Source organism: Bradyrhizobium sp. 190 (assembly GCF_023073415.1).
GTDB lineage: Bacteria > Pseudomonadota > Alphaproteobacteria > Rhizobiales > Xanthobacteraceae > Bradyrhizobium.
This window is the reverse complement of record NZ_JADPJL010000036.1, coordinates 1-23,510: the sequence shown is the minus strand read 5'-3', so window position 1 is coordinate 23,510 and position 23,510 is coordinate 1. Positions and strand designations below refer to the sequence as shown.

Below are 23,510 nucleotides of genomic sequence, written 5' to 3'. Positions count from 1 at the left end.
AGGCCGGACTGACGCACTAATGACGCATTTCCCCCAGGGTAATCTTTTGTCGCCGCTGCATCGCGCCCAATTCTGACAAAAATCACTCACAGCCAAATGGCCGCTCCGGGGATCCGAAGTGAGAGATCGGCGTTATTGATCCCGCTAACCACCCTGGAGAAGTGCGAAGATGTTTCAATCATACTTGAAGATGTTTCAATCATCCTTAAAGGTGCGTGCTAATCACTACTTCAAGTTGCGGTCGGCAGGCCGAGACTGCAAAACTGATCGCGCTCGCGCTACACGCATTTTTCGGTCGATAGAGGATGCGCTGGAGGGGGCAAAGGCTGAGCAAGCTGGCCTGAAATCACGTATCGATGATGCCTTAGCCCGCGCCGCAGTAACGTTGGGCAATGATTCGGATGAGTACCTGACGCGCGACCCGCAGGACAATCATTATCAGAATTTGCTCGGCACTGAGATCGCAGAAGGGCAGCGGCGATTGAACGAGCTAGGAGTGACGATCGGGCACATCAAGTTTTTGAAGACCGCGCTTGTTACAAGGTTTCCCGACTTTGACTTTGAACACAACACTTCCCGCGCGAAAGAAGCGTAATCCGTGGTAGGACGATTCATGATCGGCACAACGCGCTTTTGGCACCTGCAAGTGCGGTGCCTGACTTTACTCTGCGAGGTTGCCACGGCGAGGCAGACTTTTTGGGTGCACCGCATCGCCCTTAGCTTTGCGCGCGTGCCACCTCCACGCAATGACGAAGAACCGCCCGATCAAGGCAACGAGGCCGGTGGATCATTGCACACCCCCCGGTCGCCCTGAACGGATAGCGGAAGGACGTGTTGCGCATCAGCGGCTGCGCCAGGCTATCACGCTGGAGAACGAGCGCACGGCAAAAAAGGGGAACACGGTCGATAACAGGAGAGCGCGGTTCGCGAATGTCTTTGACTCGTCGAGCGATTAGCGGCCAGCCTTGCGACTGATGCTGCCGGGCCTCCAGCATCCTTGATCTGCCGCTACTGGAATTTCAATGAACGCAGGCGCTGCATAGCGGCAGTTTGGACTGACGTGTGAATGGCCTCGGGAAAACCCATTGGCAATTCGTTTTCTATTTTGACGAGGGCAGCTTCAGCTGTAGCGGCGACAGCTTCGATTGACTCCTGTACCAGCTTTTTCGGTACGCCTGCCGCTTCCCCCGTCTGCACGAAATGCCTGCCTTGCACTTCGGCAATCCGGTAGTGGTTGTTTGTTCCGACCGACATTGCGAGTTCCATCTGCTTGCGCTGAATTTGGCCGGTGTCGAGACTGGGCTGCGCGGTGAGTACGTCGTAGAGCGGCGTCAAGTGATAGCGTCCGCCGGGCGCCAGGAAGATGCTGAAGTTCTTTGCGTGGCCATCGGTTGCACCAATCAGCCAGAAGAAAATTTGGGCTTTCAGCAGCATGGCCTGATCTTCGCCGGGCGTGTCGCTGCCTTTGAGCAGGTCGAGGAGCTTCACTATGCCGGGACCGCCATCGCTCTGGTATTTGCGCGTCAGGAGCGGACCTCGCGCACCCGAGGGCAAGGCTCCGTTGCAGGTCCTCGTAGCCGAGAAGACGATCGAAGACGCTAAAGTCAGGGTGATCCGGGAAAAGACGAGCGTGTCGGCGGTGGTCGAGGAATTGCTCCAAGGCTGGCTGGACGGCATCTATGAGCTGAAACGGTAGGAGGCAGATCCAGGGACGGCAGTCGTGGTCACGACCGCGGCTATACGGAGGGAGGATCAAAAATTTTGAGCTCCTGCGGCGTCGCAATCAATCGTTGCCGAATTAACGGACGGACGACCTGTCCCTTCCAGCATTGCGGGGTCCACTCCGTTTCGTTCCCGGCCACGATGAGCATCAGCGGTGCACTCACCCGTCGGGCTATCCGAAGGAGCGTTGCCGAATCGAGATCGCTCATTTCGGCGACGCCGTCCGGATGCGAGTGCCAATCACCGAGATAATCGAGATCGCCGCGGCTCGCATGGAACGCACGGTTGATTTCCGCTACTTGCCAGCCGTGATCCGGAACAAAGCAATGCCTGCCATGGAGCGCGTGCGGCCCGGGGCCGCGCATATCCGCAACGATGCGGTCCTCGCCTGACCGCCACCCCAGAAGGATCCCGCCGTTCTCAAGTGGGGACAGATCTCGCGCGTATCTGCACATTGACTGCAAAACATGTGAAGAGAGCCAGACGATCACAGAGTGGCTCCGCAGCATCTCGGATGTGCCGGGCACTGGTAGCCTTCCCAGTGAGGCAGCATTCGCACGCCTCCATCGCCCTTCAGCGTCAGTACGGCTACCTCCCAACCGCCAGGATCGTAGGTCCCATCCGAGAGCAGCCCTACTGCGGTGCGCACAATTTCCAGCGAGATCTCCTGCAGGTCGAAGCCGCCCCCGGTGAACGTCGGTGCATTGCATCCGACTGGGATTACGATACCTGCATCATCGACGCGGGGCCTTGGTATTTCCTGGTTGTCCTTCAAGTGTTCTTGGAGACACACAAAGCAACCTTCGGAATCGGGAACGTGGCGGGCAACGATACCGCCCGCCAGGCCGAGTGTGGCGTAGCCTATCACATACGGTACACGGAACCGCCGGCAGTAGTGCGACAGCGCAAGGTGGACCTCCGGTGAGGCCGAGGCGTCGACTACGACATGGGCGGCACGCAGTAGATCGAATATCGGCGCCAGAACATGGCCTTTCTGGTCGCCGGGGAGGCGGTCCGGATCGGTTTCAGCCGCTCCGATTTTGGTGCCGACGGCAATGGCCTTTGTCCACGGATAGTTTGCGGCGATGAAGTTGGCGAGAGCGATTGATTTCGCGCTTCCCCAAGCGGAACGGCCTAGAGGCCAGCGCAGGCTGTTGCCGGGCTGAACGGTGTCGAAGTCGAGGATCTCAATTTCCCCGACCCCAGCGCGGGCCAGTTCGAGGCCAGCGAAACCGCCGATGGCACCGCAACCGACGACGAGCACCTTCTTCGTGAGAAGAGATCTCGCGACGGGGAGCCGCGAAAACACATCGTCCTTCCCGGCCCGCTCCCCGAGAATCAACCTAGTTTCCGCGTCTCCCGTGGGACCGCGCCTTGTCACCAGAAACAACCACCCCGCGCCGTTTTTCTGCGAGCCGTATTCGGCTTCGTCTGGAAACGCGATGCCCGTGATCGAGAACGGGCCTTGCTTCGTTTCGTTGAGTTTTTGCACGCTGCCGGGCTGCAGCACCGCGTGGCGTCCAAGCTCTTCCTCGGCCAAGCGCAGCAATTCTCCGACGTCCGTGATCGGGGGCGGCGTGAACTTGACCCACCGTCCGGTAATCACCTGCGCGTCTTTCGGTTCGTTCGGAAATCCGAACCGTTTGCCAATAGACGCGCCCTGGCTGTCCTTCAGCTGTCGCACCACACCTTCGAACGCAGCGGGGCTCCTCCAGGTTTCGCGACCAGTGTAGACGACCTCCATCAGACCGTGCCGCGCAGCCGGCAGCGTGGCCTGTCCGTCAAAGAGGATAACCGAGTCATCTTCGGCGAGGCCCGTGAAGTAAGGCATTAGGGGGTCGGGAACCTGCTCCTCGAGCTTGGCCGCATCATCCCAACGCCCTTCATTTCTTGCTGCAAGGGTGCGCAGAAGCTGGTCCAGCCGCTCCTGAATGAAATCGGCCACAAGCTGGTTCGAATTCCATTGACCCGCTTCCTGCGTGAGCAGGCACAACTCGCGCGTCAACGGATTTTGATGACGGTCGAAATTCGCGTTTGGAGCGGCCACCGCTGGGCGGAAAAAGGGGTGGAGCGGGGAATATCCGATCCGCAACAACATCGAAGCGGACAGGCCTTGCACCGGCCAGTCCGCTTCGAGAATCAGCACCCCATTCCGTTTATGGATCGTGCGGGGAGTAATCCCCAGACGTGCGAAGGCCGCTAGTTCGTCGTTGAGAACCGTCGGCCAGAGCGTCCACCAATCGTGGTCTGCGCGGGGTTCTTTGTGCTTGGCCAACTATTAGCCCACAGGACGATGATCAGGCGGCGTGGTGGGGCGCGGCGGGCCCTTGCCTGGTGTTTCGCTGGGAGGGCCCGGAGGCACGTCCGGATGCTGCGGGTGCTCCGGGTGGGTTGGATGGGGCGGTTTACCCATGACACCTGATCCTTCTCTGTTTTTGTCTCTATCTGAACACCTCGGCGCCGGAGGCGCCGAGTAGGGGACCCACTTTGCCCCGATTAGGGGACCAACTTGTAGGTGACCAACTTTGCCCGTCGCTGCACTCCTCACACCAGTCGGCAAAATCGAGACGACCCGCTTGTGGACCCGCGGTTGTCACAACTCAAGCAAATGCCTCCGCAATCCACGGGAAAAATTGCGTGCCCGCGGGAAACGCAGCCAAGGAGGTTCGATTCTCGCTTATTGCCGGAGGCCGGACTTTAGACTCACTTCTAAACCAGTAGCCGATTCGGCGCGATTTCCAGATGACGCAAGGCGAGCGCGAGGGTACGCGCGGAGTCGTCGATCAACTGCTCGCTGGCGAGCTCAGTCCATTCATGAGCTTGCGATATCGAAGATGCTCTCCAGGCCATCGCCCCCTAGGTAGTGGTGAAGGCCGCCAGCCGTGCACGTTCACGCAGACGTGTCGACGGCCTAGCGGATTTTCTTCGGCATATCAGCGTCGCCCGCGAGGACGCGCTTTCACTCCTGGACATGGCTCGCGACGCCGATCTTCCGCTGCGGATTCGACTCGCTGCTCAGGGCGCGATCGCAGATGCGCCCGACGAATTCGGCTTGTCGATGGCCAGAAGCGAAGACAGCGATTGGAAGGTGAAATCGGCCGCCTGGAAGTTTTCGCTAGGTGCCCGGTCCCGGAGAAACCCAAACATTCGCGTGAGTACGCCGTGCTGGCTTTAGACCAATGGCGGTCTGCCGATGCCAAGCTGCTCGATGGCGAGCTTGGAAATCTCTGCCGGATCGCGAACGCCCGTTGCGCCGATCTCGATGGTCTTCTTTGCGACGATTTCGGCGATAGGGTCGTTACGATCAACCAAGCAAAGCGAGCGCAGGGCCTATCTGTAGGCCGAGTTCAGACGCTCAATTACTTCCGGTTCTAGTTTGCTGCCCTGTCGACTGATGATCACCGCCCTAACTCCCGCCGAGCCACCAAATGGCGGGCTCTGAAAAGAAAACGCTCCGGCGATCGTCAGGGCTTTCTTTCGGGTTGAGATGCGTCAGGAACCCTTTTCGTTTACCTCGGCATAGCCGCCCTTGTCGTCCCATTTATAAACGACATAGTCGATCTGCTTGATGTCGCCCTTGGCGTCATATTCCAGCTTGCCGATCGCAGTATCCCAGGAGCCCGCTTTGATCGTATCCATCACCTTCTTCGGATCCGTGGTGCCGGCCTTGGCCACAGCCTGCGTCCACACCTGTACCGCAGCGTAAGTGTAGAGCGTGTAGCCTTCGGGGTCGATGTCCTTGGCCCTGAACTTTTCGACGATCGCAGCCGCCGTCGGCTTCTTGCGTGGGTCGGGTCCGAAGGTGAAGAGCGTGCCTGCGCCGGCGGCGCCGGTGATCGAGGCATATTCCTTGTCGGCCAAGGCGTCGCCCGACATCAGCACGGTCTTCAGGCCCTGGTCGCGCATCTGGCGCAGGATCAGGCCGGCTTCCTGATGGTAGCCGCCGACAAAGACGAGATCGATGTTATCGCGCTTGAGCCGCGACACGATCGAGTTAAAGTCCTTGTCGCCCTTGTTGTAGGATTCGAACATCTTCTCGGTGATGCCGGCCTTGTTGAGCGCCTTCTTGGTTTCGTCGGCAAGGCCTTTGCCGTAGGTGGTCTTGTCGTTGAGGATGGCGATGTTCTTGCCCTTGTAGTTCTTGACGATGTAGTCGGCGGCAACCAGGCCCTGCTGGTCGTCCCGGCCGCAGACGCGCGCCACGTTCCACAGCTTGCGCTCGGTGAACAGCGGGTTGGTCGAGGCTGGCGTAATCTGCAGCACGTTGCCGTCGGCATAGGCTTCCGACGCCGGGATCGACGAGGACGAGCAGAAGTGACCGGCGACGAACGGAATCTTGGCGCTGGCGAACTTTTCCGCCACCGAGCGCGCCTGCTTGGGATCGCAGGCATCGTCGCCGACCTGCAGCGCCAGCTTCTTGCCGAGCACGCCGCCGGCGGCGTTGATGTCGGCCACCGCCTGTTCGGCGCCGTTCTTCATCTGCCGGCCGAATGCGGATTCGCCGCCCGTTATCGGTCCCGCAACAGCGATAGGGAGGTCCTCCGCGAATGCCGCTGTGGAGAACGCGAGGGATGCACCAAGTGCCAAGCCGAAGAGCCTAAGTGATTTCATGGAGTGGTCCTCACAAAGTGAAGGCAAAGGCGGGCAGGCTCGAGCAGAGCAGCACGAGCCCCGTCGCCGTCAGCGCCACGAAGCCGTTGGAGACAAGGTCATGATTGCGCATGAAACACCGTCGATTGCTTCGCAGAAGAGAGGAGCAGCCCCGCCTTGGCTCGATGAGAAAACAACCCGCTTCTGCCGAAAGACCGAGCTTCTAGTCGGGGAGGTGTCGTCAGAAAGCTCGTGAACTTAGCTGAATCAGGTGGGTATGGAAGCAATAGGTATGTCCGTAACGTACAGAACGCGCCTTTAATTCTGATGCTTCACTCTCGTCCGAAGCGTACCAGCTGTTTCATCTGCTTGCTCCTGCGAGCATCGGTCCGCTCCGTACAAAGTTTGCACGCCGATGACGAACGAAATCTCGAATGAGATTCTACTAGCTTTAACAAATTGCCGGTAAGGTCCCGAGCCTTAACGTTGGAAGGGTGCGCACTGTGAAAAGGCTAGTTCGCTTTTACGCGATGAGTCGCGAGCTATCGCCATAGAATATGGGCTGATAACGGCGAGAATCTCACTTGCTACCATTGCAGCCGTGAATAGGCGAGGAACTAAACTCAGTACGAAGTTCGCTTCGATCAACAGCTCTCTGACCGGTGGCGCTCGCCGGCTCGCTCGCGCCGAATCAACCGATGCGTCGTAAACTGAACCGTAAGGGGGTTCGGCCAGATTACGCGAGCGACATTCCTCGCCAGCCGGGGATGGGACGGAACGCAGCAGGGGATGGCATGAATAACAGTGCCAAGAAATTGCGGCCGGCGCCGCACGGCGCCGCACTTTGCAACGAAGCCATTGAAGGATTTGACGATCGAGCGGCGAAAGCCGCGATGATCGCGGAAGCGTCGCAGAAATTAGAGGAGCTATTCGACGTTCTGCGTATCGATCATATCAACGATCGCAACACCCGCGATACGCCGCGGCGAGTTGCCAGGATGTTCGTTGAGGAAGTGCTGCGCGGCCGTTACGACGCGGCGCCGAAAATCCCGAATTCGAAAACGGCATATTATAACCTTGACAAAGCAAACGACCATAGGTAGGGTTCCAACATTGGAGCAACCCTATGACCGACCTTCTCAAGAACCCGATCTTCCAAGACGAAACCGCAGCCCGCGAGTGGCTTGAAATCCGCGTCTGGGCGAACGGTCGGGTTTGCCCGCATTGCGGCAACGCAGACCAAGAGAAGATCACCAAGCTTGAAGGCAAGGCGCACCGTCCCGGCGTGTACCAGTGCAATGAACCTGCGTGCCGTCAGCAGTTCACCGTCACTGTGAACACGGTATTTGAGCGCTCCAAAATCCCGCTGACCAAGTGGCTTGCTGCGCTGTTCCTTATGACCGCCTCCAAGAAAGGCATTAGCGCCCATCAGCTGCATCGTATGCTCGGTATCAGCTACAAATCGACGTGGTTCTTGATGCATCGCTTGCGTGAAGCAATGCGTGTTGGTGGCTTGCAGCCGCCGATGGGCGAGAATGGCGGCGCGGTAGAAGCCGACGAAACTTACATTGGCCGCTTGAAAGGCGTTGCCAAGAAACGCGCTGGCGCCGGCCCATAAAAACACTGTGCTTTCGTTGCTTGATCGTCAGACCGGCAAAGTCCGCAGCTTTCATGTTGCCATGGCTTCCGTTGACGAAGTTGCGCCCATCGTTCGCGCCAACATTTCCAAGGAAGCGCACCTGGTGACAGACCAAGCGAAGATTTACAAAAAGCTTGGCACTGAGTTTGCGCGCCACGATACGGTCAACCACCAAAAAGACGAATACGTTCGCCGCGAGGGTGAGACCGTCATCACGACGAACACCATCGAAAGCTACTTCTCAGTTTTCAAGCGCGGCATGCGCGGCACCTATCAGCACTGCGCTGAGAAGCATCTGCACCGTTATCTGGCGGAGTTCGATTTCCGCCACAACAACCGCGTTGCCCTCGGCGTCAACGATACCGACCGCGCCAACGAACTCGCCAAGGGCATCGTTGGCAAGCGCCTGACCTATCGACGGCCTAACAGCAAAAACGTTCAAGCTTAAGGCGCTGCGCTTCCTGCGCTGGCGCTCAAAGCTGGCGAAACCCAAGCCGAAATTCGTCAAATACTGGCGGACAAGTTAAAGTCCATGTGGACTCTCGCGCGCGGAAAGCTAATATTTCAGCCGGGGGTTGTTCTATACCTTCTCTGGGGCTGGGGATGCGCAAAAGCCATGCATGCTTGCGGCGTCCATTTCGCATTCCAAGCAACAAACAACCCCATTTGAGTAGAGCCAGAATGCGTGACTGCCGCACCGGCATTGCCACACGTCCGGCTCTGCACGTCTATGTGCCGCAAAATCAATTATTCCCATTGGAGAAACCCATGAGTTCTAAAGACAAGGAACCGAAGAAAACCGTCCGGCGCGATTCCGAGGATGGGCAATTTGTCACGAAGCGATACGCGGAGACCCATCCAAGGACTACGGAGACCGAACGCGTTAGGGTAAGATCCCCGTCGCCACCTAAGAAGCCGAGTAGGTAATCAGAAGCCCGGCCTACTTGCCGGGCTTCTTCCTGGTTTGGATTTCGTAGCCGTAGCCCAAGCCGCGATTCGTTAAATACTGGCGAACGCGCTGACCTGTTCACAGGTGTGCACAGACCGGGAACGGATTCGGGAGTCCGCGCCCTCTGTGGTAGAAATACGAATCGGCGCACCCGATTCGCGCCTTCTCCGCCCTTCACCCGGCAGCCCTGTTTAGGGCCACGGGGCACAAGGGTGCCTCGGGCACCGGGACCATTCCCGGCATGGAGAAGTGCAATGAAACTGTGGTGTCCGATAAACCAACCCGTCGCGGTACGCGAGTATCGTCGTTTCAGGTTTGGAAAATGGCAAACTGTTCGCGAACATTGTCGGGGCTTGCCCCGCTTTTAGCGAAACAAGCCCCTAACAACTGTCTCTGCCAAGACTGCCTCCCCTTCGGGGGAGGCTTTTTTGTAGTGAGACTAGACACTACGATTCGTATTGATTCTGTAAAGAGTCAGATCTTCTCTTTTGCAGTTTTAGGCTTCTTTGTGGCGCGACGCTTCTGCGTTGCCGTCTTCTTTGAAACTCGATGCTGCGGCGGGCTTTTCGCCACCACCTTCACGGCGCGCTCAAAGCGCTGCATCGCGTCGGGGTGAAACTCAATTTCCCTCTCTGGGGCTTTTGCCATGATTAGCTCATCTGAACTTATGACCGTTACCAAACTGGATGCCGCTCGGAGACACCTTTCTACAGCAATTCGGCTTTGGTTTGCAGATGGCGACCCCGTATCAATACATACCCTTAGCTACGCTGCTTACGAAGTCATTCACGTCCTGAGCAGACAGGCAAACAGGCAAGACAAGCTGATTTTCGATAGTGATTCGATCAAGGACGAATTTCGTTCTGACTTCAACAAGCTCGTAAAGAGGGCGCCAAACTTCTTTAAACACGCCGATAAGGACCCAATCGGGACCGTGGAATTCGTGCCGCAGCTTTCGGAGATGTTTTTCCTCTTTTCATCTCTTGGAATTGAGACAATGGGCCTCAAGCTGGGAGGAGAAGAAAAGGCCTTCCTAATCTGGCTTACTATCCACAACCCCAAAATAATGGTCGAAGGGGCTATGAAAAACTTTCTTCAAGGCTTCCCAGTTGAAACCATTGAAGAGGTCAAGATCATGCCGAAACCCGAGTTCTTCATGCACGTCATGAGCGGACATACTCGCGGTCTCCAGGTCGTTTTTCACAGAATCGGTAAGTAGTTCCGTTTGTCCGGGCGCGCCATCCCCCAGAAGTTGCCGGGGCGGCCTCTGAACTACTGATCTAGGTTATAATGTGCGCTAGCTAGAACGCATAAAATGAGGTTATCGGAGCTGGCGCATAACGGGGGCTGCCGGGCTCTTGGCGGGCTGGGTCGACGGCGCCACGGCTGGCGGGCGTGGACGGCCATACAAAGAAGGAAATTGTCCCACCTGGCAGAGAAGGACTTGAATCTATGAGGTTATAAGTTCTTAGCGAGCGCCATCCTTCAAAATCTGATCTGGTTTTCCTGAAGAATTCGCCGGAAATTGTCCCACTCGCCGTTGGGGGGACAATGATGTTCACTTTCTGAGCTTTTCCATTCCGGAGTCGGCGAGCCTGCGGCGCTGCGCGGCGCGTGTGTAGCGCTCGACCTCTTCAAGACTCTGGTGGCCAGTGATCGCCATGATCTCGTGCGCGGTTGCGCCGCGTTCGGCAAGACGGCAGGCGCCGCCTTGCGCAGATCATGTGCCGAGCAGTGGGGCAGATCGGCCTGACGGCACTAGTCCTTGAACTTGTTGCCAAAGCCGCTTGCCGTGTGCGCCTTGCCGAACTCGGTCACGAGATAGGAGAGATGTTGTGAGGCAACCGCATCAAGGCTGCGCGATCGTGCCCCGTGGCGTGGTGTAGCTGAGTGCGGGTCACCACGTTCGCCGGCATGGGCCGGATCGGTCAGCTGGCGATAGCCGGGAAGCTGACGGCGGGATCATCGCCCAACGGGGCGATCGTTTCCAGTGTCATGTAGCGGCCGCGCTGGACGGCCCACTCGTCGTTCTGTTCAAGCAGGATGGCACCGACCAGACGGGTGATGGCATCCTCGTTGGGGAAGATGCCGACCACCTCGGTTCGCCGCTTGATCTCGCCGTTGAGCCGTTCGAGCGGATTGGTCGAATGCAACTTGGCGCCTGCGCGGTCGGGAAGCTCATGTAGGCCAGCACGTCGGTCTCGGCTTCGTCGAGGAAGGCTGCGAGCTTCGGCAGTTTGGGGCGCAACTGATCGGCGATACGTCGCCATTGTGCCCGCGCCGCCTCGGCATCGTCCTGAGCAAAGGCGGTGGCGATGAAGGCGGAGACAACGCGCCGCCCGCTCTTGCCGGCGTGCGCCAGTGCGTTGCGCATGAAGTGCACGCGGCAGCGCTGCCAGGTGGCGTTGAGCACCTTTCCGACCGTGGCTTTGATCCCCTCATGGGCGTCGGAGACGACGAGCTTGACGCCGCGCAGGCCGCGGCGGGCAAGTTTGCGCAGGAACGCGGTCCAGAACGTCTCAGCCTCGGACGGACCGATGTCCATGCCGAGCACCTCGCGCCGACCATCGCTGTTGACCCCGACCGCGATGATCACGGCGACCGAGACGATGCGCCCGTTCTGCCGCCCCTTCACGTAGGTGGCGTCGATCCACAGATAGGGCCAGTCGCCCTCGATCGGGCGATTGAGGAAGGCCTTCACCTTGTCGTCGATCTCACCGCAAAGCCGGCTCACCTGGCTCTTGGAGATGCCGGTCATGCCCATCGCCTGCACCAGATCGTCGACCGAGCGGGTGGAGACGCCCTGCACATAGGCTTCCTGCACAACGGCGGTCAGCGCTTTCTCGGCCATACGGCGCGGCTCCAAAAAGCCAGGGAAGTAGGAGCCCTTGCGCAGCTTGGGGATGCGAAGTTCGACCGTACCGGCCCGGGTCTCCCAGCTCCGGTCGCGGTAGCCGTTGCGCTGAGCCAAGCGCTCCTGGCTCTTCTCCCCGTAACCCGCTCCGGTCAGGCCTTCGACTTCCAGCTCCATCAGCCGGTGGGCGGCAAAGCCGATCATCTCGCGCAACAGATCGGCATCAGGGGCCTTCTCCACGAGCGCGCGCAGGTTCATCATGTCGTCGGTCATCGGTGGTTCCTCGAATCAGGTTGGTGTCGCAACCCAAACCTTACCGACGAATCATCGGTGACCACCCGCAAAGCCGCTCGCTCGCTACGGCGCTATGTGGGGCGCGCGTCGCGAGCGGCTTTGCTAATCAGCTACACCACTCTCTGGGACACGACCGGCTGCGCTACAGATAAAACGATTATTGGGGATTTCATTCAGCGCGTCCCACAATGCACTACGCCTAGCCGCCCTCTAATCTTGAACCCGTATTCGCGAGCCAGCATTTTGCGAAGCAATGCGTGCGACAACGTCGCGAGACCTGCATCGATCTCAATTCCATGCACGCTCTTGAGTGCGCTTTGCAGGCGTTTTCCACCGAACAACCACGCTCAATACTCTTACTAACCAGATGGCGTACGATAGGTGTGATAAACGACCCGCCGCCGCAGGCTGGGTCCAATACTATTGGATGGTCAAATCGACCCAGTATGTGTGCGCTGGCTTCCATCACAGCCTGCGACAGAACAGGAGGTGTGAAATAAGCTGAGAGTTGCTGCCGTTTCTTTTCGCCGATGAGCAACGAGTATGCGCTTGCTATGGCGTAGTCGCGCTCGTCGGGCTCTGCCGTTGCAAAGTCATGAGCAATCTTCTCCAGCAAAGAGAGCTGCTCAATTTCGGTCGCCAATTTTCCGCAAAAAGCAAATTGAGCCACCATGTTTGGCAAGTATCTTTTTCCGTTCTCTACGTATGTATGCAAAAAAATCCTTCGTCATGTCGCTTTAACTTAACGCTTATCCCGGAAATAGCCCCGGCATCCAGCGGGACGCGAGGCGAGCAGGGAAGGCAAGATAGAGCGGCGCGCGCGGGCTTTCGGAGGTCAGCACTTCGGCATCAAGCAAGGCCGATGTGACCCTGCGGGCACTGCGCTCGCTTGTTTGCAGCAGCGTTGTGACATCGCCGCGTGGCAACTCACCCCGGAATAAAAGCGCTTCCAGCACCGCACCGGATTTTTGGGGCAGGCGGTTGGCGCGCGTTTCTTCTTCGGCCCAGATCAGGATGCGGTTGCGCAGCTGATCAGGCTGCACGAGGCCTTGCATGAAGGCTACCTGATCGATGCAGGTCTGCAGGAAGAAGATCGCGAATTCCGCCAACGCTTCTTCACTCAGCGTGCCGCGTCCGTCGAGATCATTGCGGCGCTGCATGTCGCACGCAGTAAGGTGTTGCTTGTAGGCCGCCTCGTTGCGGGCAAGGCCGCGCGCAATCGACCATATGCCGCCGGTATCGAGCGTTTCCCGCTGCATGGCATAGGACATGAGCCGGGCGACACGGCCATTGCCGTCAAGGAACGGGTGAATCCAGAGCAGGCGGTGGTGAGCGCAGGCCGAGGCAATGATCGCGTCGGTCTTGCCGAGCTTTGCGTAGGCTTCTTCGCAGCGCGTCAGGAAGCGTGGGAGCGCGCCAGGACTGACCGGCACATGGCAGCCTACCGCCACGTCGCGGTCGCGCAGTTTGCCGGCGATGACCTGGATGCGTTCCTTGGTGTCTGGATTTTCGACCCACAGCAGTTCTTCGGGAAGCAGCTCGCAGAAGCGGCGGTGAACTTCGATGATGCCTTCCTGCGTTGTGGCGCGCCCGTTCAGGCCTCCTTCATCGATCCACTCCTGCACAGCGATATGCGCGATAGCTTCCTTCTGCAGGTCGCGTTTCTTGGGGTCGGCGCTATAGTCGTTGTTGAGGGCTCGTTCGATGTCGACCGGATGCGTATCGTGGCCCTCGATCAGGTTGCTGTAGTAGCAATTCATCGAGCGCACCAACTTGGCCAGCGAGGTGATGACGCCGTTCGGCAGGCTGTGCTTGAAAGCGGCTGACTTTGCCGCCAGCTCTACCGTCAAGTCTGCGAGCTGGGTCCGGCGGCTGGAACTCTCCGATACCAGCATTGGTTCCATCAGGCCGGTGCTCTCGCCCCGGTCTGGGACCGGTGATTTGGCCGGTTCTTTGTCCTGTTTTATGCCGCTCATTTTTACAACGATAGCAGCAATTTACGCCAAGTTCCAGGCCTCTTACAGATCTGATATTGGCCGGATAATTGGCCGCTTGTTGCCTTGGCATTCTCCGCATGTGATGCAGCGAATATGGCGCTATTCTCCGCATAAGTCGCGGTGAATATCATCATCTTGCGCCCCGTGGGCGAAGCCCACAGAGCTGCACTACCGCACCTTCTTCAGCCGCTGCTCACGAAGCTGCGGCATGCGCAGGAAACGCTCGGCATCGGCATCTTCCGGCTTGCCGCGAATAGCGGTGCAATAATAGCAGTCCGGCTTCGGCTTCGCCGTGGTGAGTTTGGGTACGTGGCCGTAGTAGTTGATAAGGCGCTGCGGCTCTCTCATACCGGTGACTGCGACCATGAACTCGGTTGCGGCGAGCGCGGCGACGACGCCATTGATGGGGGACACTGAAGGCCCGGTCTCGCGCAGCGCATCCACCGGCACGCCATAGATCGCAGCGCGGCCCGCCTTCTCGGTGTCCGTGCTCAGATATGCCTCGACATCGCGAGGATCGAGCACGTCGAGGCAGTGCAGGCAGCCGCCGCCCTGCCACGCGACGCAGATGCGCCCGCCGTATACGCCTGCTTCCGGCACGTCTGATGCGATATCGACATAGTCCTTTGCATAGGCCGCGCAGAGCTCGTTCAGGATTGATCGCGGGCCATCCTCATCAAAGCAGCCAAACACCCAATCGGCCTGACTCACGGCAGCGAACGCTTCCTTGCTAATCAGGCTTGCCCTCACCGGCGTGACGCGAATGGTGGGATCGATCTCGCGCACGAGACGCGCGGCCAGTTCGACTTTCGGACTGCCAGGCACAGGATCGTCATGTCTTGCGCCGACGAAGCGGTTGCGATTCGTGTCGTCCAGCTCCTCGTCGTCGACCGGCGTGATGCCGCCGACCCCGAGCAGGGCGAGGTGCTGGACGAGCGGACTGCCGAGGCCACCGACGCCGATGACCGCGACGTTCGTCGCTCGCAGCTTTCGCTGGCCTTCCTCGCCGAAGAGGCGGATGTTGCGGTCGTAACGGGCAGGAAGATCACTCATCCCCAGCCTCCCAGAGAAAAGTTGGTCGGTTTGAGCACGCGACTGCCCTCGACAATTCCATCCAGCGGGCGCGGGATCTTCGGATTGTCCAGCCAGAGCAGCGCATCGAACCCGGACTTCGCGACGACGATGGCGAGATAGGGGCGCTTCTTGAGCCGCCACCACATGTGCGGCACCGTCTCCTGCAGGCCGAGGCGATCGGCGTAAGAGAACCCGGCGGGCCACGGGCCGGGATGCGAGTGCAATTCCACGAGGGACGTATCGAGATCATGCGCCCGCTTGATCAGCGCGGCGCGCGTTTCATCGGCCAGTTCCAGATAGTCGTCCTGCTGGACGATGAAGTCGCCGGGACCGAGCTTCTTCGTTTCCGCGACCTCGAAAGTGAGCTGATGATCGATGCGCAGTGCGCGGGCGAACAGGAACGCTGCTTGCTCTTCTTCGGAGCCAGACTGCAGCAGGTGCGTCATCAAATCGTCCAGCGCGCCGTTTTCCAACTTCAAGAATGCCTTCATGCCCCCTCCTGCAATCGCACCATGAAACTCCGCACCCACGCGAGCAGGTTCGAGCCCTTGCCCACGTCGGCGGTTGCCGACCAATTCTCCACCGACCACGAGAAATGCAGCCACTCGCCGGAGAAGGGCGGCGGCGAGGGTGGAGCGCCCGTGTTATTCGAGGCGGCGCCTTTGAAATTCAGGCCGGCTGGCGTGAGAAATCCGTAAGGCGCATCGCCGGGGTAGTTGCCCTTCACCAGAAAACAGACCGGCAGCTCACTCACCGCCTTTTCCCCAATTCGCCAGCCGTCAGGCAGCACGTAACGGGGAATCCTGAACCAGTCTTCCCCGTTCGATTCCGCGTGCTCGACGTCGCCGAAATGGCGGCGCAGCAGGGCCAGCTCATCGCTGATACGCGTGCGCATCAGCCGCGCTTCCAGCGGTGCTTCTTGCCGAATCCCTGGCCCGGCTTGATCGTGATGACCTCGCCCGGCGCAAGCGTCCGTTCGACGTTGTGCTGGTCGACCTCGATCACGCCCTGCGAGATGTCCCAGCCGACCAGCTCGGCGATCTGCTCGGTCGTGATCGTGTCCTCGTCCCAGGGAAATTCCTCCCCTTCGATGTTGAGTATGTATTTCGGCCCCTTTTCCGGCTTGGCCTTCGCCTGACCTGTCGCTCCGATCTCCATGTTCATTTCCTTTCGCCTTTGCCTTTTGGCGATGCCTTCTGAGCAGCGCCAATCGTGCACCATTAAACCACAAGCGGCGTGACAAGTCAAAATTAATGACGTATACACGTTTGTATTATAAACAGTTTGAGAGGTTGACATTACCGCGTTTGCGGGGCTACAATGATTCTATGACGGACGGAGCACTTGACGGCCTCTGCCAGGCATTCGGAAAGCTGGTGCGCAAACACCGTGAGCGACTTGATGGAATGACGCAGGAGAAGCTGGGCATACTTGTAGGCCTCTCCCGTACTTCAATCACAAACATCGAAAAGGGTAGGCAGCACGTTTCGCTGCATCAGTTATTCGCAATAGCCGAAGCGCTGGAGGTTGCGCCGAGCCTTCTGCTTCCGGCAGTCAAGGACGCTGCGGGAGCGCGGGCTAAGATGAAGCTGCCGCCCGGTACTGATCAAAAAATAGCCGCCTGGGCTCAGAAGCTCGTCGGCGAATAACAATATGGAGGATTGATGCGACGCGCCAAATCAGCGAAGACACTTCGACATGAGGCGACAAATATACTCGAAGAATTCGGAGTGAAGAAACCGCCTGTGCCCGTCGAGAAGATCGCCACCTCGCTGGGCGCGCGGCTAAAATATTCTCCTTTTGACGGTGAACTTGCAGGGATGCTCATTCGCAGCGATGAAGGCACCGTCATCGGCGTAAATTCACTTCACCACATGAACAGGCAGCGCTTCACGATTGCGCATGAATGCGGGCACCTGTTGCTCCACAAGGGCATAGATGTCCATATCGACCGTTCTTTCCGTGTGAACAAGCGGGACGAGAAATCGTCTCAAGCTATTGACCCCGAAGAGATTGAAGCCAACCGTTTTGCGGCTGAATTGCTTATGCCTTACGATATGATTGTGAAGGACCTCGTAGACTACCATATCGACATTGAAGATGAGGGGCAGCTGAAGGAGCTTGCGGACAAGTATCAGGTCAGCGTCCAGGCGCTGACACACCGCATTACGAACGTGCTCGACGACCTCTTCTGATCTCAATCAACCCCCAGCCGCATTAGCGGTCCGTCACCCGGACGCGACTCGCTGCTTTCGCGCCGAATGCAACTGCAATCAGCGCGGCCGCGACCGCGAAGCTTGTGCGCATGCCGCTGGCTATGGCTGCCGGATCGGCTGCAGCGATGTCAGAAGTTTGGGATGCGAGTGCGAATACTGCGCCCATGACCGATGCGCCGGTGATGAGGCCGAGATTGCGGGACATGTAAAGCATCCCTGAAATCACACCTCTTTCTTTGGCGCGGATATCGGCCATGACGACTGTGTTGTTGGCGGTCTGGAATACGGCGTAGCCGGCAGTGATGATGACGAGCGGGCCTACCTGACCTAGGGCCGGTACCAGCAAGCGCTCACGTCGGTATGTCGTCCGATCATTTTCACGTCTATGGCGAAATTGCTGCCGGCGTTTGAGGTCGAATTTCGTGAAGCCTTCGCACGGCGTGATCCTAAGATTGTCTATCCCGATTACTTTGAACATCTTCCTAATTCGGTTCTTGAAGGCGAACGGGCTCCAGGTCGACCTAGCGGGACTCCATTAGTGGCAAGTAGCGGACGCGTCGCGACTGCGCTGAACGTGTCCGGTCCCGGGCGGATTGTGTTGCAAACCTCGAAAGTTACTGGCCGACGAATTTCTCGCGAAAATAGAAGCGGGAAGCAATCGCCCATTCGTATACCCGCCATCGTCGATCGCGCCGCGATAATCAGAACGATCCCGGCGAAAGTCGGACAAAGAAGATGCCAGGGCGACAACAGTGGAAATGCAAAGCTGCTGATTCCAGCCGCTGCCGATATGGCGGCGCATTGCCCAGAAGGCTCAATTCGCAAAAATGACATTCGCTGTCTGACCAAGACCAGAAAAGCGCCTTTCGTGGAGCAATTCTACAGCGACCATACCTATCATCTGACGAGGCCCAGGACACCATCCATTCCATATCTGCTCCTATCAATCGGCTTTCACACTGCGTTATTTTAGCCTTTCTGGAAAATGCCGCTTTTACAAACGAAAGTGAACGGTTGCGCAGCTCCCTCAGGTAACCCTCCGGATCTTCATTAAGTGTTGGAAAATGGAGGAGAGACTGCTTGGGAGTTTGGTGGGGAGTTGAATGGCTCTTCGTCTCGTCTTGAAATGTGCCCTTCAGTGCGGTCTTTCCCTCGACCAGCATGATGTACTCAGAAAGGTGGGGATGCAGTTCGTTGCTCAGCTGCAGAAAAACATCCCGCGGCATAGGGTCATCGACGTCTTTTCCCAACAATGCCTGCAGCTAGTTGTTGTTCGCTGCAGCTTGCCGAGCGCAGAGGGATATGTGCCTTCCCAAATATCGCCGCCTGAGTGGCGTTCAAATCCAGTAGAAATTCCTGGACAAATCGCTGCTGTTTTACGGTCAGCCGCCAGGCGGCGAGACGTGGCACGCGAATAGTTGTCGCACAAACAACTACTGCATTTCCCTACATGGGAATTGATGGGATGGGCGGATTCATCAAGCCCGCGGAGGGTACGCGCGGGGCAATTGCTCCGGCCATGCACTACGAATCGTGTATCCGGTGACCTGTCGCATTACTTCGCCGGCAATGTACTGACAGCCCATCACAATGTGGCCGGTTTCAACTCGTCCAGGCTGGTCGGCGGAATACGATTCTCAACGTAGCGGGGAAGGGTCGCAATCATTTGCGATACGCGGTTCGCTATCGAACGCGCTGTGCTGCTCCTTGAATTGGCTCTCCGCCGCTCCGAGGTCGTGTCCGTGTCGCCTATATTCCTTTTCCGTGGCACCGTCAGCCAAGAGACCGTTCGGCTCCGATTAAGGCTGATTGGATTGCGCCTCTAAAGTCGAAGGCGGCGCTCAAGGTAGCGGCGGCAGCCTGGAGTTGGACGGCCGCAAGCCAGAAGAGCTCGAGTGCTGTGTCGGGTGGACGTTTATAGCTGCGAGGTGTCCCAGCAAAATACATGGTGTCCGAAAACTGATCCAAAAAGCTCTGATAGTCAGCGGGTCTGATAGCCAACCACGCGAGCTGGTTTTTCGTTAAGTCGGTCAGAGTGAACGGATCAAGCTTCACCGTTCCGTACGCAAACGGAATGTAGATGCGGGCGAATACATCACGGAACATAAAGATGCCGCCGTGCACCCCGCCCATCCCTAGATCCTTCTGGCGATACTTGGAGGAGTGGACGGAAAGGATTTCGGCGACCATCGGATGAGCGCCGCTACCGAATAGGACGTATCCACCGTAGCCGAGGTTCTTCATCACCTTGGAGGTGACTCGCAGGCCGCGCTGATTGGGAGCCGCTCCCTCATCCAAATAGCTTCGTCGTCGGCCGCGATGACAAGGTCGCGGAGATCTCTTTCGAAATTGCTGACGTTCTCATCTGTGGTCTTTTGAGTTCTTAGTCAGTGGCACACATTGTCGATTTCCATAATAATTTCATCGCACCTTTGGCAAACCCGTACTGGAGCCGCCGGGAAAGCATCCTCGAAGTAAGGTAACGATGACTTGTCTCCTGCAAGGTCACTCGTAACGATCGAGACGAGGTGGTGCACTGAGGCATAGGATACGACGTGGCACAACGCTGGAACCTCGACCGAATATGCGGAGCGCAAACGCGTGAGAGATCGTTACGCAGGAGGTCGACAATCATAATGTTCTCAGCACGGTCGAGCGCGCGCTGCAGGAGCCGGATGGCAGTACGTATTTCAATGCCATTCGATGCGAAAGTTCAGTTTAGCTGCTTCTGCGTTGGTGAGCTCGGGGAGGATGTCATATCGATCTTGTCGACGTCCGCCTGTTGGGATTCCTGCGGTGCAAAATGCCGAATTTCTGCGCGCTTTGGGCGCGTCTCTGACGCCGACTGTGGGATTTGCGACATGCCGTCGGGCCCAGGACACGTCCGATTGAGCAAATAGCCTTTACAAATCAAGCTCTCGCAGCTGGCATAAGTCTTGAAAAGGAGATGTCACCCAGCATCGCATGCTGAAGGAATCGCAGTTGATGGCTCATAAGATTGTCGCCTCTCAGTTCACGTATGCGTCGCGTATGAATTCGGCTGCCCCAACGCCAGTATCCGTCTCAGTGCCGCGCTCGCGCACGATTTCGCCACCGTGATCGACCACGACGCGATCGCGGTTCGCGCCGGCACCGATCGCGCGATGCCGATGACCGACCGTTTCGGCGTGCCAGCTACCTGCCGCGTCTTCTTTGCGCTAACACGCGCCAAAAAGTCGATGCGCTGGTGGAGGCACTGATCAAGGCCTCATCAGCGGGCGAGCAGGCCGCCAGACCCCAAGGTCAACGGCAATCCAAGCCGATGGCGCGCCTTGTCTGTGACGCGGAGCTGCCCAAGGGGTGCGCGTGAGTCCGCATCGGCAGGCTATCGCGAATTCAGGGCGGGGAAGAGCATCTTCTCGGTGGAACAAAACGTCGTTTGCGGCCGAGGCAAACCGAGCAGCATGATTTCCATGGACAAAATAGCCGAAACAAAACCGGTATCAGCTTTGCGGCACGGAATGACGAGACGGGCGGCTGGCCATCACCTCACTATCGAGCTCAGCGAAACTGCGAAGCTCGCGTGGCCGATGGTGTTGACCCAGCTTGCGCAGGTCGCGATGATGACGACAGATCTTGCCTTTATCGGGCACATCGGGCCTGAGGCGCTCGCCGCGGCCGCGCTGGCCGTCACGCTCTATCTCGTCAGCTTCACCTTCGGCGCGGGCCTGCTGGCGCCGATCGCACCTTTGGCGGCGCAGGCGTATGGGGCCGCGAACCTTGCTATGGTACGGCGCGCGGTGCGCACGGGGCTGTGGGCGGCGCTGATGCTATCGTTCCCGATCATAGCGTTTGCGTTTCGCGGAGAGCAACTACTGCTCGCTTTCGGTCAGGCCCCAGACGCGGCGCGGCTCGCCCAGCAATATCTGTTCGGACTGGCCTTGGGCGTGGTGCCGGCGCTATGGCTTCAGGTCATCCGTAACTTCATGGGCGCGATCAACCGGCCGGAGCCGATCTTGTGGATCACGCTGGCGGCCATCCCCCTCAACGCCCTTCTCGTGTATCTGCTGGTCTATGGGAAGCTCGGGCTGCCGCGACTTGAGCTGTTCGGGGCGGCGCTTGCGAGCACGCTGGTGAACTGTGCGATGTTCCTGGCCGGTTTGTGGTTCGCCACAATGCGTCGCCCTTTCCGTGACTACCACGTGCTTGCAGATCTCTGGCAATTCGATTGGCCCTTCTTGCGACAGCTGATCGTGATCGGAACTCCGATCTCAATCGCCTCCCTGATGCAGTACGGAGTTTTGTCGGCTGCCGCGCTCCTGGCAGGCCTGATCAGCACAAGCGCACTCGCTGCCCATCAAATCGCGCTTCAGATCACCGTGATTATATCCATGATCCCTTTCGGCATCAGCATGGCGGCGGCCGTGCGCGTTGGCCATGCAGTCGGCCGCAACGACGGTCCCGGCATCAAGCGGGCAGGTCTGGTCGCGATGCTGCTCGGTATCGTAATCGCTGCATTGCTGACGGTTGCGGTGATCGCCGCGCGTTCTGAGATCGCCGAGGTATTTCTGGACAAATCGGCCGGAGATGCCGACGCGACGATCGGACTGACTACAAAGCTCCTTATGGTCGCCGCGAGCTTTTTTGTCACTGATGCCGCGCAGAGCATTGCGGCGGGTGGTCTGCGGGGACTGAAGGACACTCGGGTGCCGCTTCTGTTCGTCGGTATTGCTTATTGGCTGATCGGCTTCTCACTTGGCTACGTGCTCGGCCTGAAGATCGGGCTTGGCGCGATTGGTATCTGGATTGGCTTGTCAATCGGGACAGCCATCTACGCGGGGCTCCTCGTCCTGCGTTTCCAACTGCTGGCGAGCAGGCTTGCCCTCAGAGCCGTCACTTGATCCGTAAATCACAGTTTTTGGCGAGCGAGAATCCAGTAATGCGAGGCTACTTAAGGGTTCGCTCCGCCTTCCCGTTCGATTCGGAAGACGATGCTGCTGTCGGGTAATCTCATCATTTTGGCTAAGCTTACTTGTCACACGCATCGATCCTGTTCCAATCTCATTGTGGCCGCGCTGACTTTGAAGCGTGGTTTCTAGAGTGGATCACCGATTGCCGCTTCCTCTGGGCCACCGGTACACAGTGGATTTATGATCTCGCCCTCATAGGTGCGAAGACGGCGCGAGCAGATGCTGATCTGCTATCCGCATTATCGATCCTCGAAGTATATTTGCGATCAGCCCGGCATTCGTGTCGGGTTTTTCGGCATCTTAGTTCGTGTTCTTGGTCGGCCAATTGACAGACGGACCTCCAAATACGTTCATTGTCTGGCCGCTCTGATAAGTGGATCGGCTGATGTAAGGTTCTATTTCGATTTCCACGATGCCAGTGGCATCCTTAGAGACGCGCTGGCGAGGAACTGCCAAGCACTACCATCGCATGGAAGGAAGCGCTCGGTCGGTCAAGCAGTTAAGGACTTGACGTACCGAGGGTCAGAGGGACGCATTGTGGTCGAGGTCCACAACGGTGAAGGGCCTAATCCTCAGGGTCTCGGCAGTCGTCGAAACGACCGTTCTCGAAAAGTAAGACACCCCTCGTTTGCAGGCTCACAGGAGGCTTGTTCGTTAAGCGGCCTACACGATCTCGATTGCGGGTTCTTGGCCCGGACCAACCACATCCGAATCGAATGGCCTAATCCGGCGCGCGACTACCCCAGACACAACCAACAGAGCCGGGTCCGCAAATTTGAACAGGTCGATGAGTGGAGTTTCTGCCTGGCAGCGGGCGCGCTAGTGCCTGCGAATCAGGAGCGACGATGAGCAGACGAGCACGCGCCGGAACCACTCACCGGCCTTCAAGACGAAGGTGGCGCTTGCCGCCGTCAAGGGCGGCAGACGATAGCCCAGCTTGCCGAGCAGTTCGAGTGCACCCCGATCAGATTACGGCGTGGACGGCGCAGCTGGAGGGTGGCGCTTCCGGAGTTTTTGGACATGGGAGCGCTGTGCCGGCCACGCCTGCGACCGATGTGAAGTCGCTGCATGCCAAGACCGGGGAGCTGACGCTGGAGAATGATTCCTAAGAAACGGCAGCACCTACTTTTCGGCTCCAAGGGCTGGAGAACAAAGCCGAATGCCTTGGCACGCCGATGCAAATTGTTGACCACTCGCGTCCGGTAACGCGTCTCGTAGGACGAGGC

At 58.4% G+C, this 23,510-nt stretch carries 22 protein-coding genes and 7 pseudogenes; 12 read left to right on the top strand and 17 right to left on the bottom strand.

Annotated elements, in window-relative coordinates:
• Window positions 1-169: 169 nt before the first annotated feature.
• The gene (locus IVB22_RS21625; RefSeq protein WP_247519298.1) at window positions 170-595 is read left to right on the top strand and encodes a hypothetical protein; all 426 of its coding nucleotides are present in this window, start codon (window positions 170-172) and stop codon (window positions 593-595) included.
• Between the two features lie 413 nt (window positions 596-1,008).
• Here the strand turns inward: IVB22_RS21625 and IVB22_RS21620 are convergent, their stop codons facing one another.
• Complete coding sequence (locus IVB22_RS21620; protein ID WP_247519297.1) at window positions 1,009-1,488, bottom strand: HipA domain-containing protein; 480 nt, start codon at window positions 1,486-1,488, stop codon at window positions 1,009-1,011.
• A 1-nt stretch (window position 1,489) separates the two neighbouring features.
• On the opposite strand from IVB22_RS21620, the gene IVB22_RS21615 reads away from it, so the two are divergent.
• Window positions 1,490-1,696: a hypothetical protein gene (locus IVB22_RS21615; RefSeq protein WP_247519296.1), complete on the top strand. Its 207-nt coding sequence runs from the start codon at window positions 1,490-1,492 to the stop codon at window positions 1,694-1,696.
• A gap of 40 nt (window positions 1,697-1,736) precedes the next feature.
• Here the strand turns inward: IVB22_RS21615 and IVB22_RS21610 are convergent, their stop codons facing one another.
• Together IVB22_RS21610 and IVB22_RS21605 are read right to left on the bottom strand one after the other, a co-directional pair.
• Window positions 1,737-2,213, bottom strand: coding sequence for a Mov34/MPN/PAD-1 family protein (locus IVB22_RS21610; RefSeq protein WP_247519295.1), 477 nt, complete (start codon window positions 2,211-2,213; stop codon window positions 1,737-1,739).
• Window positions 2,210-3,997, bottom strand: coding sequence for a ThiF family adenylyltransferase (locus tag IVB22_RS21605; RefSeq protein ID WP_247519294.1), 1,788 nt, complete (start codon window positions 3,995-3,997; stop codon window positions 2,210-2,212). The genes IVB22_RS21610 and IVB22_RS21605 overlap by 4 nt, the downstream gene beginning before the upstream one ends.
• An 806-nt stretch (window positions 3,998-4,803) precedes the next feature.
• Between IVB22_RS21605 and IVB22_RS21600 the strand changes: the two genes are divergently transcribed.
• Window positions 4,804-5,097 carry a hypothetical protein gene (locus IVB22_RS21600; RefSeq protein ID WP_247519293.1) on the top strand — a complete coding sequence of 98 codons (294 nt, stop codon included), beginning with the start codon at window positions 4,804-4,806 and terminating at the stop codon, window positions 5,095-5,097.
• Window positions 5,098-5,214: 117 nt separating this feature from the next.
• On the opposite strand, the gene IVB22_RS21595 is transcribed toward IVB22_RS21600, so the two are convergent.
• Complete coding sequence (locus IVB22_RS21595) at window positions 5,215-6,333, bottom strand: branched-chain amino acid ABC transporter substrate-binding protein (protein ID WP_247519292.1); 1,119 nt, start codon at window positions 6,331-6,333, stop codon at window positions 5,215-5,217.
• 502 nt (window positions 6,334-6,835) lie between these two features.
• Here IVB22_RS21595 and IVB22_RS21590 point away from each other — a divergent pair.
• The 3 genes and pseudogenes from IVB22_RS21590 to IVB22_RS21580 all read left to right on the top strand — a co-directional run.
• Window positions 6,836-6,970: pseudogene (locus IVB22_RS21590) on the top strand (Flp family type IVb pilin); the annotation flags it as partial.
• 40 nt (window positions 6,971-7,010) lie between these two features.
• The gene (locus tag IVB22_RS21585) at window positions 7,011-7,415 is read left to right on the top strand and encodes a GTP cyclohydrolase I (protein WP_247519291.1); all 405 of its coding nucleotides are present in this window, start codon (window positions 7,011-7,013) and stop codon (window positions 7,413-7,415) included.
• 23 nt (window positions 7,416-7,438) lie between these two features.
• Window positions 7,439-8,399: pseudogene (locus tag IVB22_RS21580) on the top strand (IS1595 family transposase).
• 975 nt (window positions 8,400-9,374) lie between these two features.
• Here IVB22_RS21580 and IVB22_RS21575 read toward each other — a convergent pair.
• The gene (locus IVB22_RS21575) at window positions 9,375-9,548 is read right to left on the bottom strand and encodes a hypothetical protein (RefSeq protein WP_247519290.1); all 174 of its coding nucleotides are present in this window, start codon (window positions 9,546-9,548) and stop codon (window positions 9,375-9,377) included.
• On the opposite strand from IVB22_RS21575, the gene IVB22_RS21570 reads away from it, so the two are divergent.
• Window positions 9,547-10,119, top strand: coding sequence for a hypothetical protein (locus IVB22_RS21570; protein ID WP_247519289.1), 573 nt, complete (start codon window positions 9,547-9,549; stop codon window positions 10,117-10,119). The genes IVB22_RS21575 and IVB22_RS21570 overlap by 2 nt on opposite strands.
• A gap of 856 nt (window positions 10,120-10,975) precedes the next feature.
• Here the strand turns inward: IVB22_RS21570 and IVB22_RS21565 are convergent.
• The 7 genes and pseudogenes from IVB22_RS21565 to IVB22_RS21535 all read right to left on the bottom strand — a co-directional run.
• A pseudogene (locus IVB22_RS21565) lies at window positions 10,976-12,012 on the bottom strand (IS256 family transposase); the annotation flags it as partial.
• A 235-nt stretch (window positions 12,013-12,247) separates the two neighbouring features.
• Window positions 12,248-12,730 carry an SAM-dependent methyltransferase gene (locus IVB22_RS21560; protein WP_247519288.1) on the bottom strand — a complete coding sequence of 161 codons (483 nt, stop codon included), beginning with the start codon at window positions 12,728-12,730 and terminating at the stop codon, window positions 12,248-12,250.
• Window positions 12,731-12,797: 67 nt separating this feature from the next.
• A complete protein-coding gene (locus tag IVB22_RS21555) occupies window positions 12,798-13,952 on the bottom strand; it encodes a Fic family protein (RefSeq protein ID WP_247519287.1) in 1,155 nt (384 codons plus the stop codon).
• A gap of 261 nt (window positions 13,953-14,213) precedes the next feature.
• Window positions 14,214-15,098, bottom strand: a complete 885-nt coding sequence (locus tag IVB22_RS21550; protein WP_247519286.1) for a ThiF family adenylyltransferase — start codon at window positions 15,096-15,098, stop codon at window positions 14,214-14,216.
• The gene (locus IVB22_RS21545) at window positions 15,095-15,592 is read right to left on the bottom strand and encodes a Mov34/MPN/PAD-1 family protein (RefSeq protein WP_247519285.1); all 498 of its coding nucleotides are present in this window, start codon (window positions 15,590-15,592) and stop codon (window positions 15,095-15,097) included. Before IVB22_RS21545 ends, IVB22_RS21550 begins: the two co-directional genes overlap by 4 nt.
• A 14-nt stretch (window positions 15,593-15,606) precedes the next feature.
• On the bottom strand, window positions 15,607-16,014 hold the full coding sequence (locus IVB22_RS21540) for a hypothetical protein (RefSeq protein WP_247519284.1): 408 nt from the start codon (window positions 16,012-16,014) through the stop codon (window positions 15,607-15,609).
• Window positions 16,014-16,277: a hypothetical protein gene (locus IVB22_RS21535; protein ID WP_247519283.1), complete on the bottom strand. Its 264-nt coding sequence runs from the start codon at window positions 16,275-16,277 to the stop codon at window positions 16,014-16,016. Before IVB22_RS21535 ends, IVB22_RS21540 begins: the two co-directional genes overlap by 1 nt.
• Before the next feature lie 95 nt (window positions 16,278-16,372).
• Here IVB22_RS21535 and IVB22_RS21530 point away from each other — a divergent pair, with 95 nt between their 5' ends.
• Window positions 16,373-16,768 (top strand): helix-turn-helix domain-containing protein, encoded by a 396-nt coding sequence (locus IVB22_RS21530; protein ID WP_247519282.1) that lies wholly within the window; start codon window positions 16,373-16,375, stop codon window positions 16,766-16,768.
• 15 nt (window positions 16,769-16,783) lie between these two features.
• A complete protein-coding gene (locus IVB22_RS21525; RefSeq protein WP_247519281.1) occupies window positions 16,784-17,314 on the top strand; it encodes an ImmA/IrrE family metallo-endopeptidase in 531 nt (176 codons plus the stop codon).
• A 22-nt stretch (window positions 17,315-17,336) separates the two neighbouring features.
• Here IVB22_RS21525 and IVB22_RS21520 read toward each other — a convergent pair.
• The 5 genes and pseudogenes from IVB22_RS21520 to IVB22_RS21500 all read right to left on the bottom strand — a co-directional run.
• Window positions 17,337-17,642 (bottom strand): annotated as a pseudogene (locus tag IVB22_RS21520) (MFS transporter); the annotation flags it as partial.
• Between the two features lie 394 nt (window positions 17,643-18,036).
• Window positions 18,037-18,585: a hypothetical protein gene (locus IVB22_RS21515; protein ID WP_247519280.1), complete on the bottom strand. Its 549-nt coding sequence runs from the start codon at window positions 18,583-18,585 to the stop codon at window positions 18,037-18,039.
• Window positions 18,566-18,745, bottom strand: coding sequence for a terminase small subunit (locus IVB22_RS21510; RefSeq protein ID WP_247519279.1), 180 nt, complete (start codon window positions 18,743-18,745; stop codon window positions 18,566-18,568). Before IVB22_RS21510 ends, IVB22_RS21515 begins: the two co-directional genes overlap by 20 nt.
• A 363-nt stretch (window positions 18,746-19,108) precedes the next feature.
• Window positions 19,109-19,633: a hypothetical protein gene (locus tag IVB22_RS21505; protein WP_247519278.1), complete on the bottom strand. Its 525-nt coding sequence runs from the start codon at window positions 19,631-19,633 to the stop codon at window positions 19,109-19,111.
• A 126-nt stretch (window positions 19,634-19,759) separates the two neighbouring features.
• A pseudogene (locus tag IVB22_RS21500) lies at window positions 19,760-20,021 on the bottom strand (chorismate-binding protein); the annotation flags it as partial.
• Window positions 20,022-20,406: 385 nt separating this feature from the next.
• Here IVB22_RS21500 and IVB22_RS21495 point away from each other — a divergent pair.
• The 3 genes and pseudogenes from IVB22_RS21495 to IVB22_RS21485 all read left to right on the top strand — a co-directional run.
• Window positions 20,407-20,582: pseudogene (locus IVB22_RS21495) on the top strand (aminotransferase class V-fold PLP-dependent enzyme); the annotation flags it as partial.
• A gap of 205 nt (window positions 20,583-20,787) precedes the next feature.
• Window positions 20,788-22,215: an MATE family efflux transporter gene (locus IVB22_RS21490; protein WP_247519277.1), complete on the top strand. Its 1,428-nt coding sequence runs from the start codon at window positions 20,788-20,790 to the stop codon at window positions 22,213-22,215.
• A 914-nt stretch (window positions 22,216-23,129) separates the two neighbouring features.
• Window positions 23,130-23,387: pseudogene (locus tag IVB22_RS21485) on the top strand (transposase); the annotation flags it as partial.
• Window positions 23,388-23,510 lie beyond the last annotated feature (123 nt).

What these genes read in the sequence shown, in the direction of transcription:
- IVB22_RS21625 (WP_247519298.1), top strand. Translation starts at nt 170, where the DNA reads ATGTTTCAATCATACTTGAAGATGTTTCAATCATCCTTAAAGGTGCGT.
- IVB22_RS21615 (WP_247519296.1), top strand. Translation starts at nt 1,490, where the DNA reads ATGCCGGGACCGCCATCGCTCTGGTATTTGCGCGTCAGGAGCGGACCT.
- IVB22_RS21595 (WP_247519292.1), bottom strand. Translation starts at nt 6,333, where the DNA reads ATGAAATCACTTAGGCTCTTCGGCTTGGCACTTGGTGCATCCCTCGCG.
- IVB22_RS21585 (WP_247519291.1), top strand. Translation starts at nt 7,011, where the DNA reads ATGCGTCGTAAACTGAACCGTAAGGGGGTTCGGCCAGATTACGCGAGC.
- IVB22_RS21570 (WP_247519289.1), top strand. Translation starts at nt 9,547, where the DNA reads ATGATTAGCTCATCTGAACTTATGACCGTTACCAAACTGGATGCCGCT.
- IVB22_RS21575 (WP_247519290.1), bottom strand. Translation starts at nt 9,548, where the DNA reads ATGGCAAAAGCCCCAGAGAGGGAAATTGAGTTTCACCCCGACGCGATG.
- IVB22_RS21555 (WP_247519287.1), bottom strand. Translation starts at nt 13,952, where the DNA reads ATGGAACCAATGCTGGTATCGGAGAGTTCCAGCCGCCGGACCCAGCTC.
- IVB22_RS21550 (WP_247519286.1), bottom strand. Translation starts at nt 15,098, where the DNA reads ATGAGTGATCTTCCTGCCCGTTACGACCGCAACATCCGCCTCTTCGGC.
- IVB22_RS21540 (WP_247519284.1), bottom strand. Translation starts at nt 16,014, where the DNA reads ATGCGCACGCGTATCAGCGATGAGCTGGCCCTGCTGCGCCGCCATTTC.
- IVB22_RS21535 (WP_247519283.1), bottom strand. Translation starts at nt 16,277, where the DNA reads ATGGAGATCGGAGCGACAGGTCAGGCGAAGGCCAAGCCGGAAAAGGGG.
- IVB22_RS21530 (WP_247519282.1), top strand. Translation starts at nt 16,373, where the DNA reads ATGACGTATACACGTTTGTATTATAAACAGTTTGAGAGGTTGACATTA.
- IVB22_RS21525 (WP_247519281.1), top strand. Translation starts at nt 16,784, where the DNA reads ATGCGACGCGCCAAATCAGCGAAGACACTTCGACATGAGGCGACAAAT.
- IVB22_RS21490 (WP_247519277.1), top strand. Translation starts at nt 20,788, where the DNA reads ATGGACAAAATAGCCGAAACAAAACCGGTATCAGCTTTGCGGCACGGA.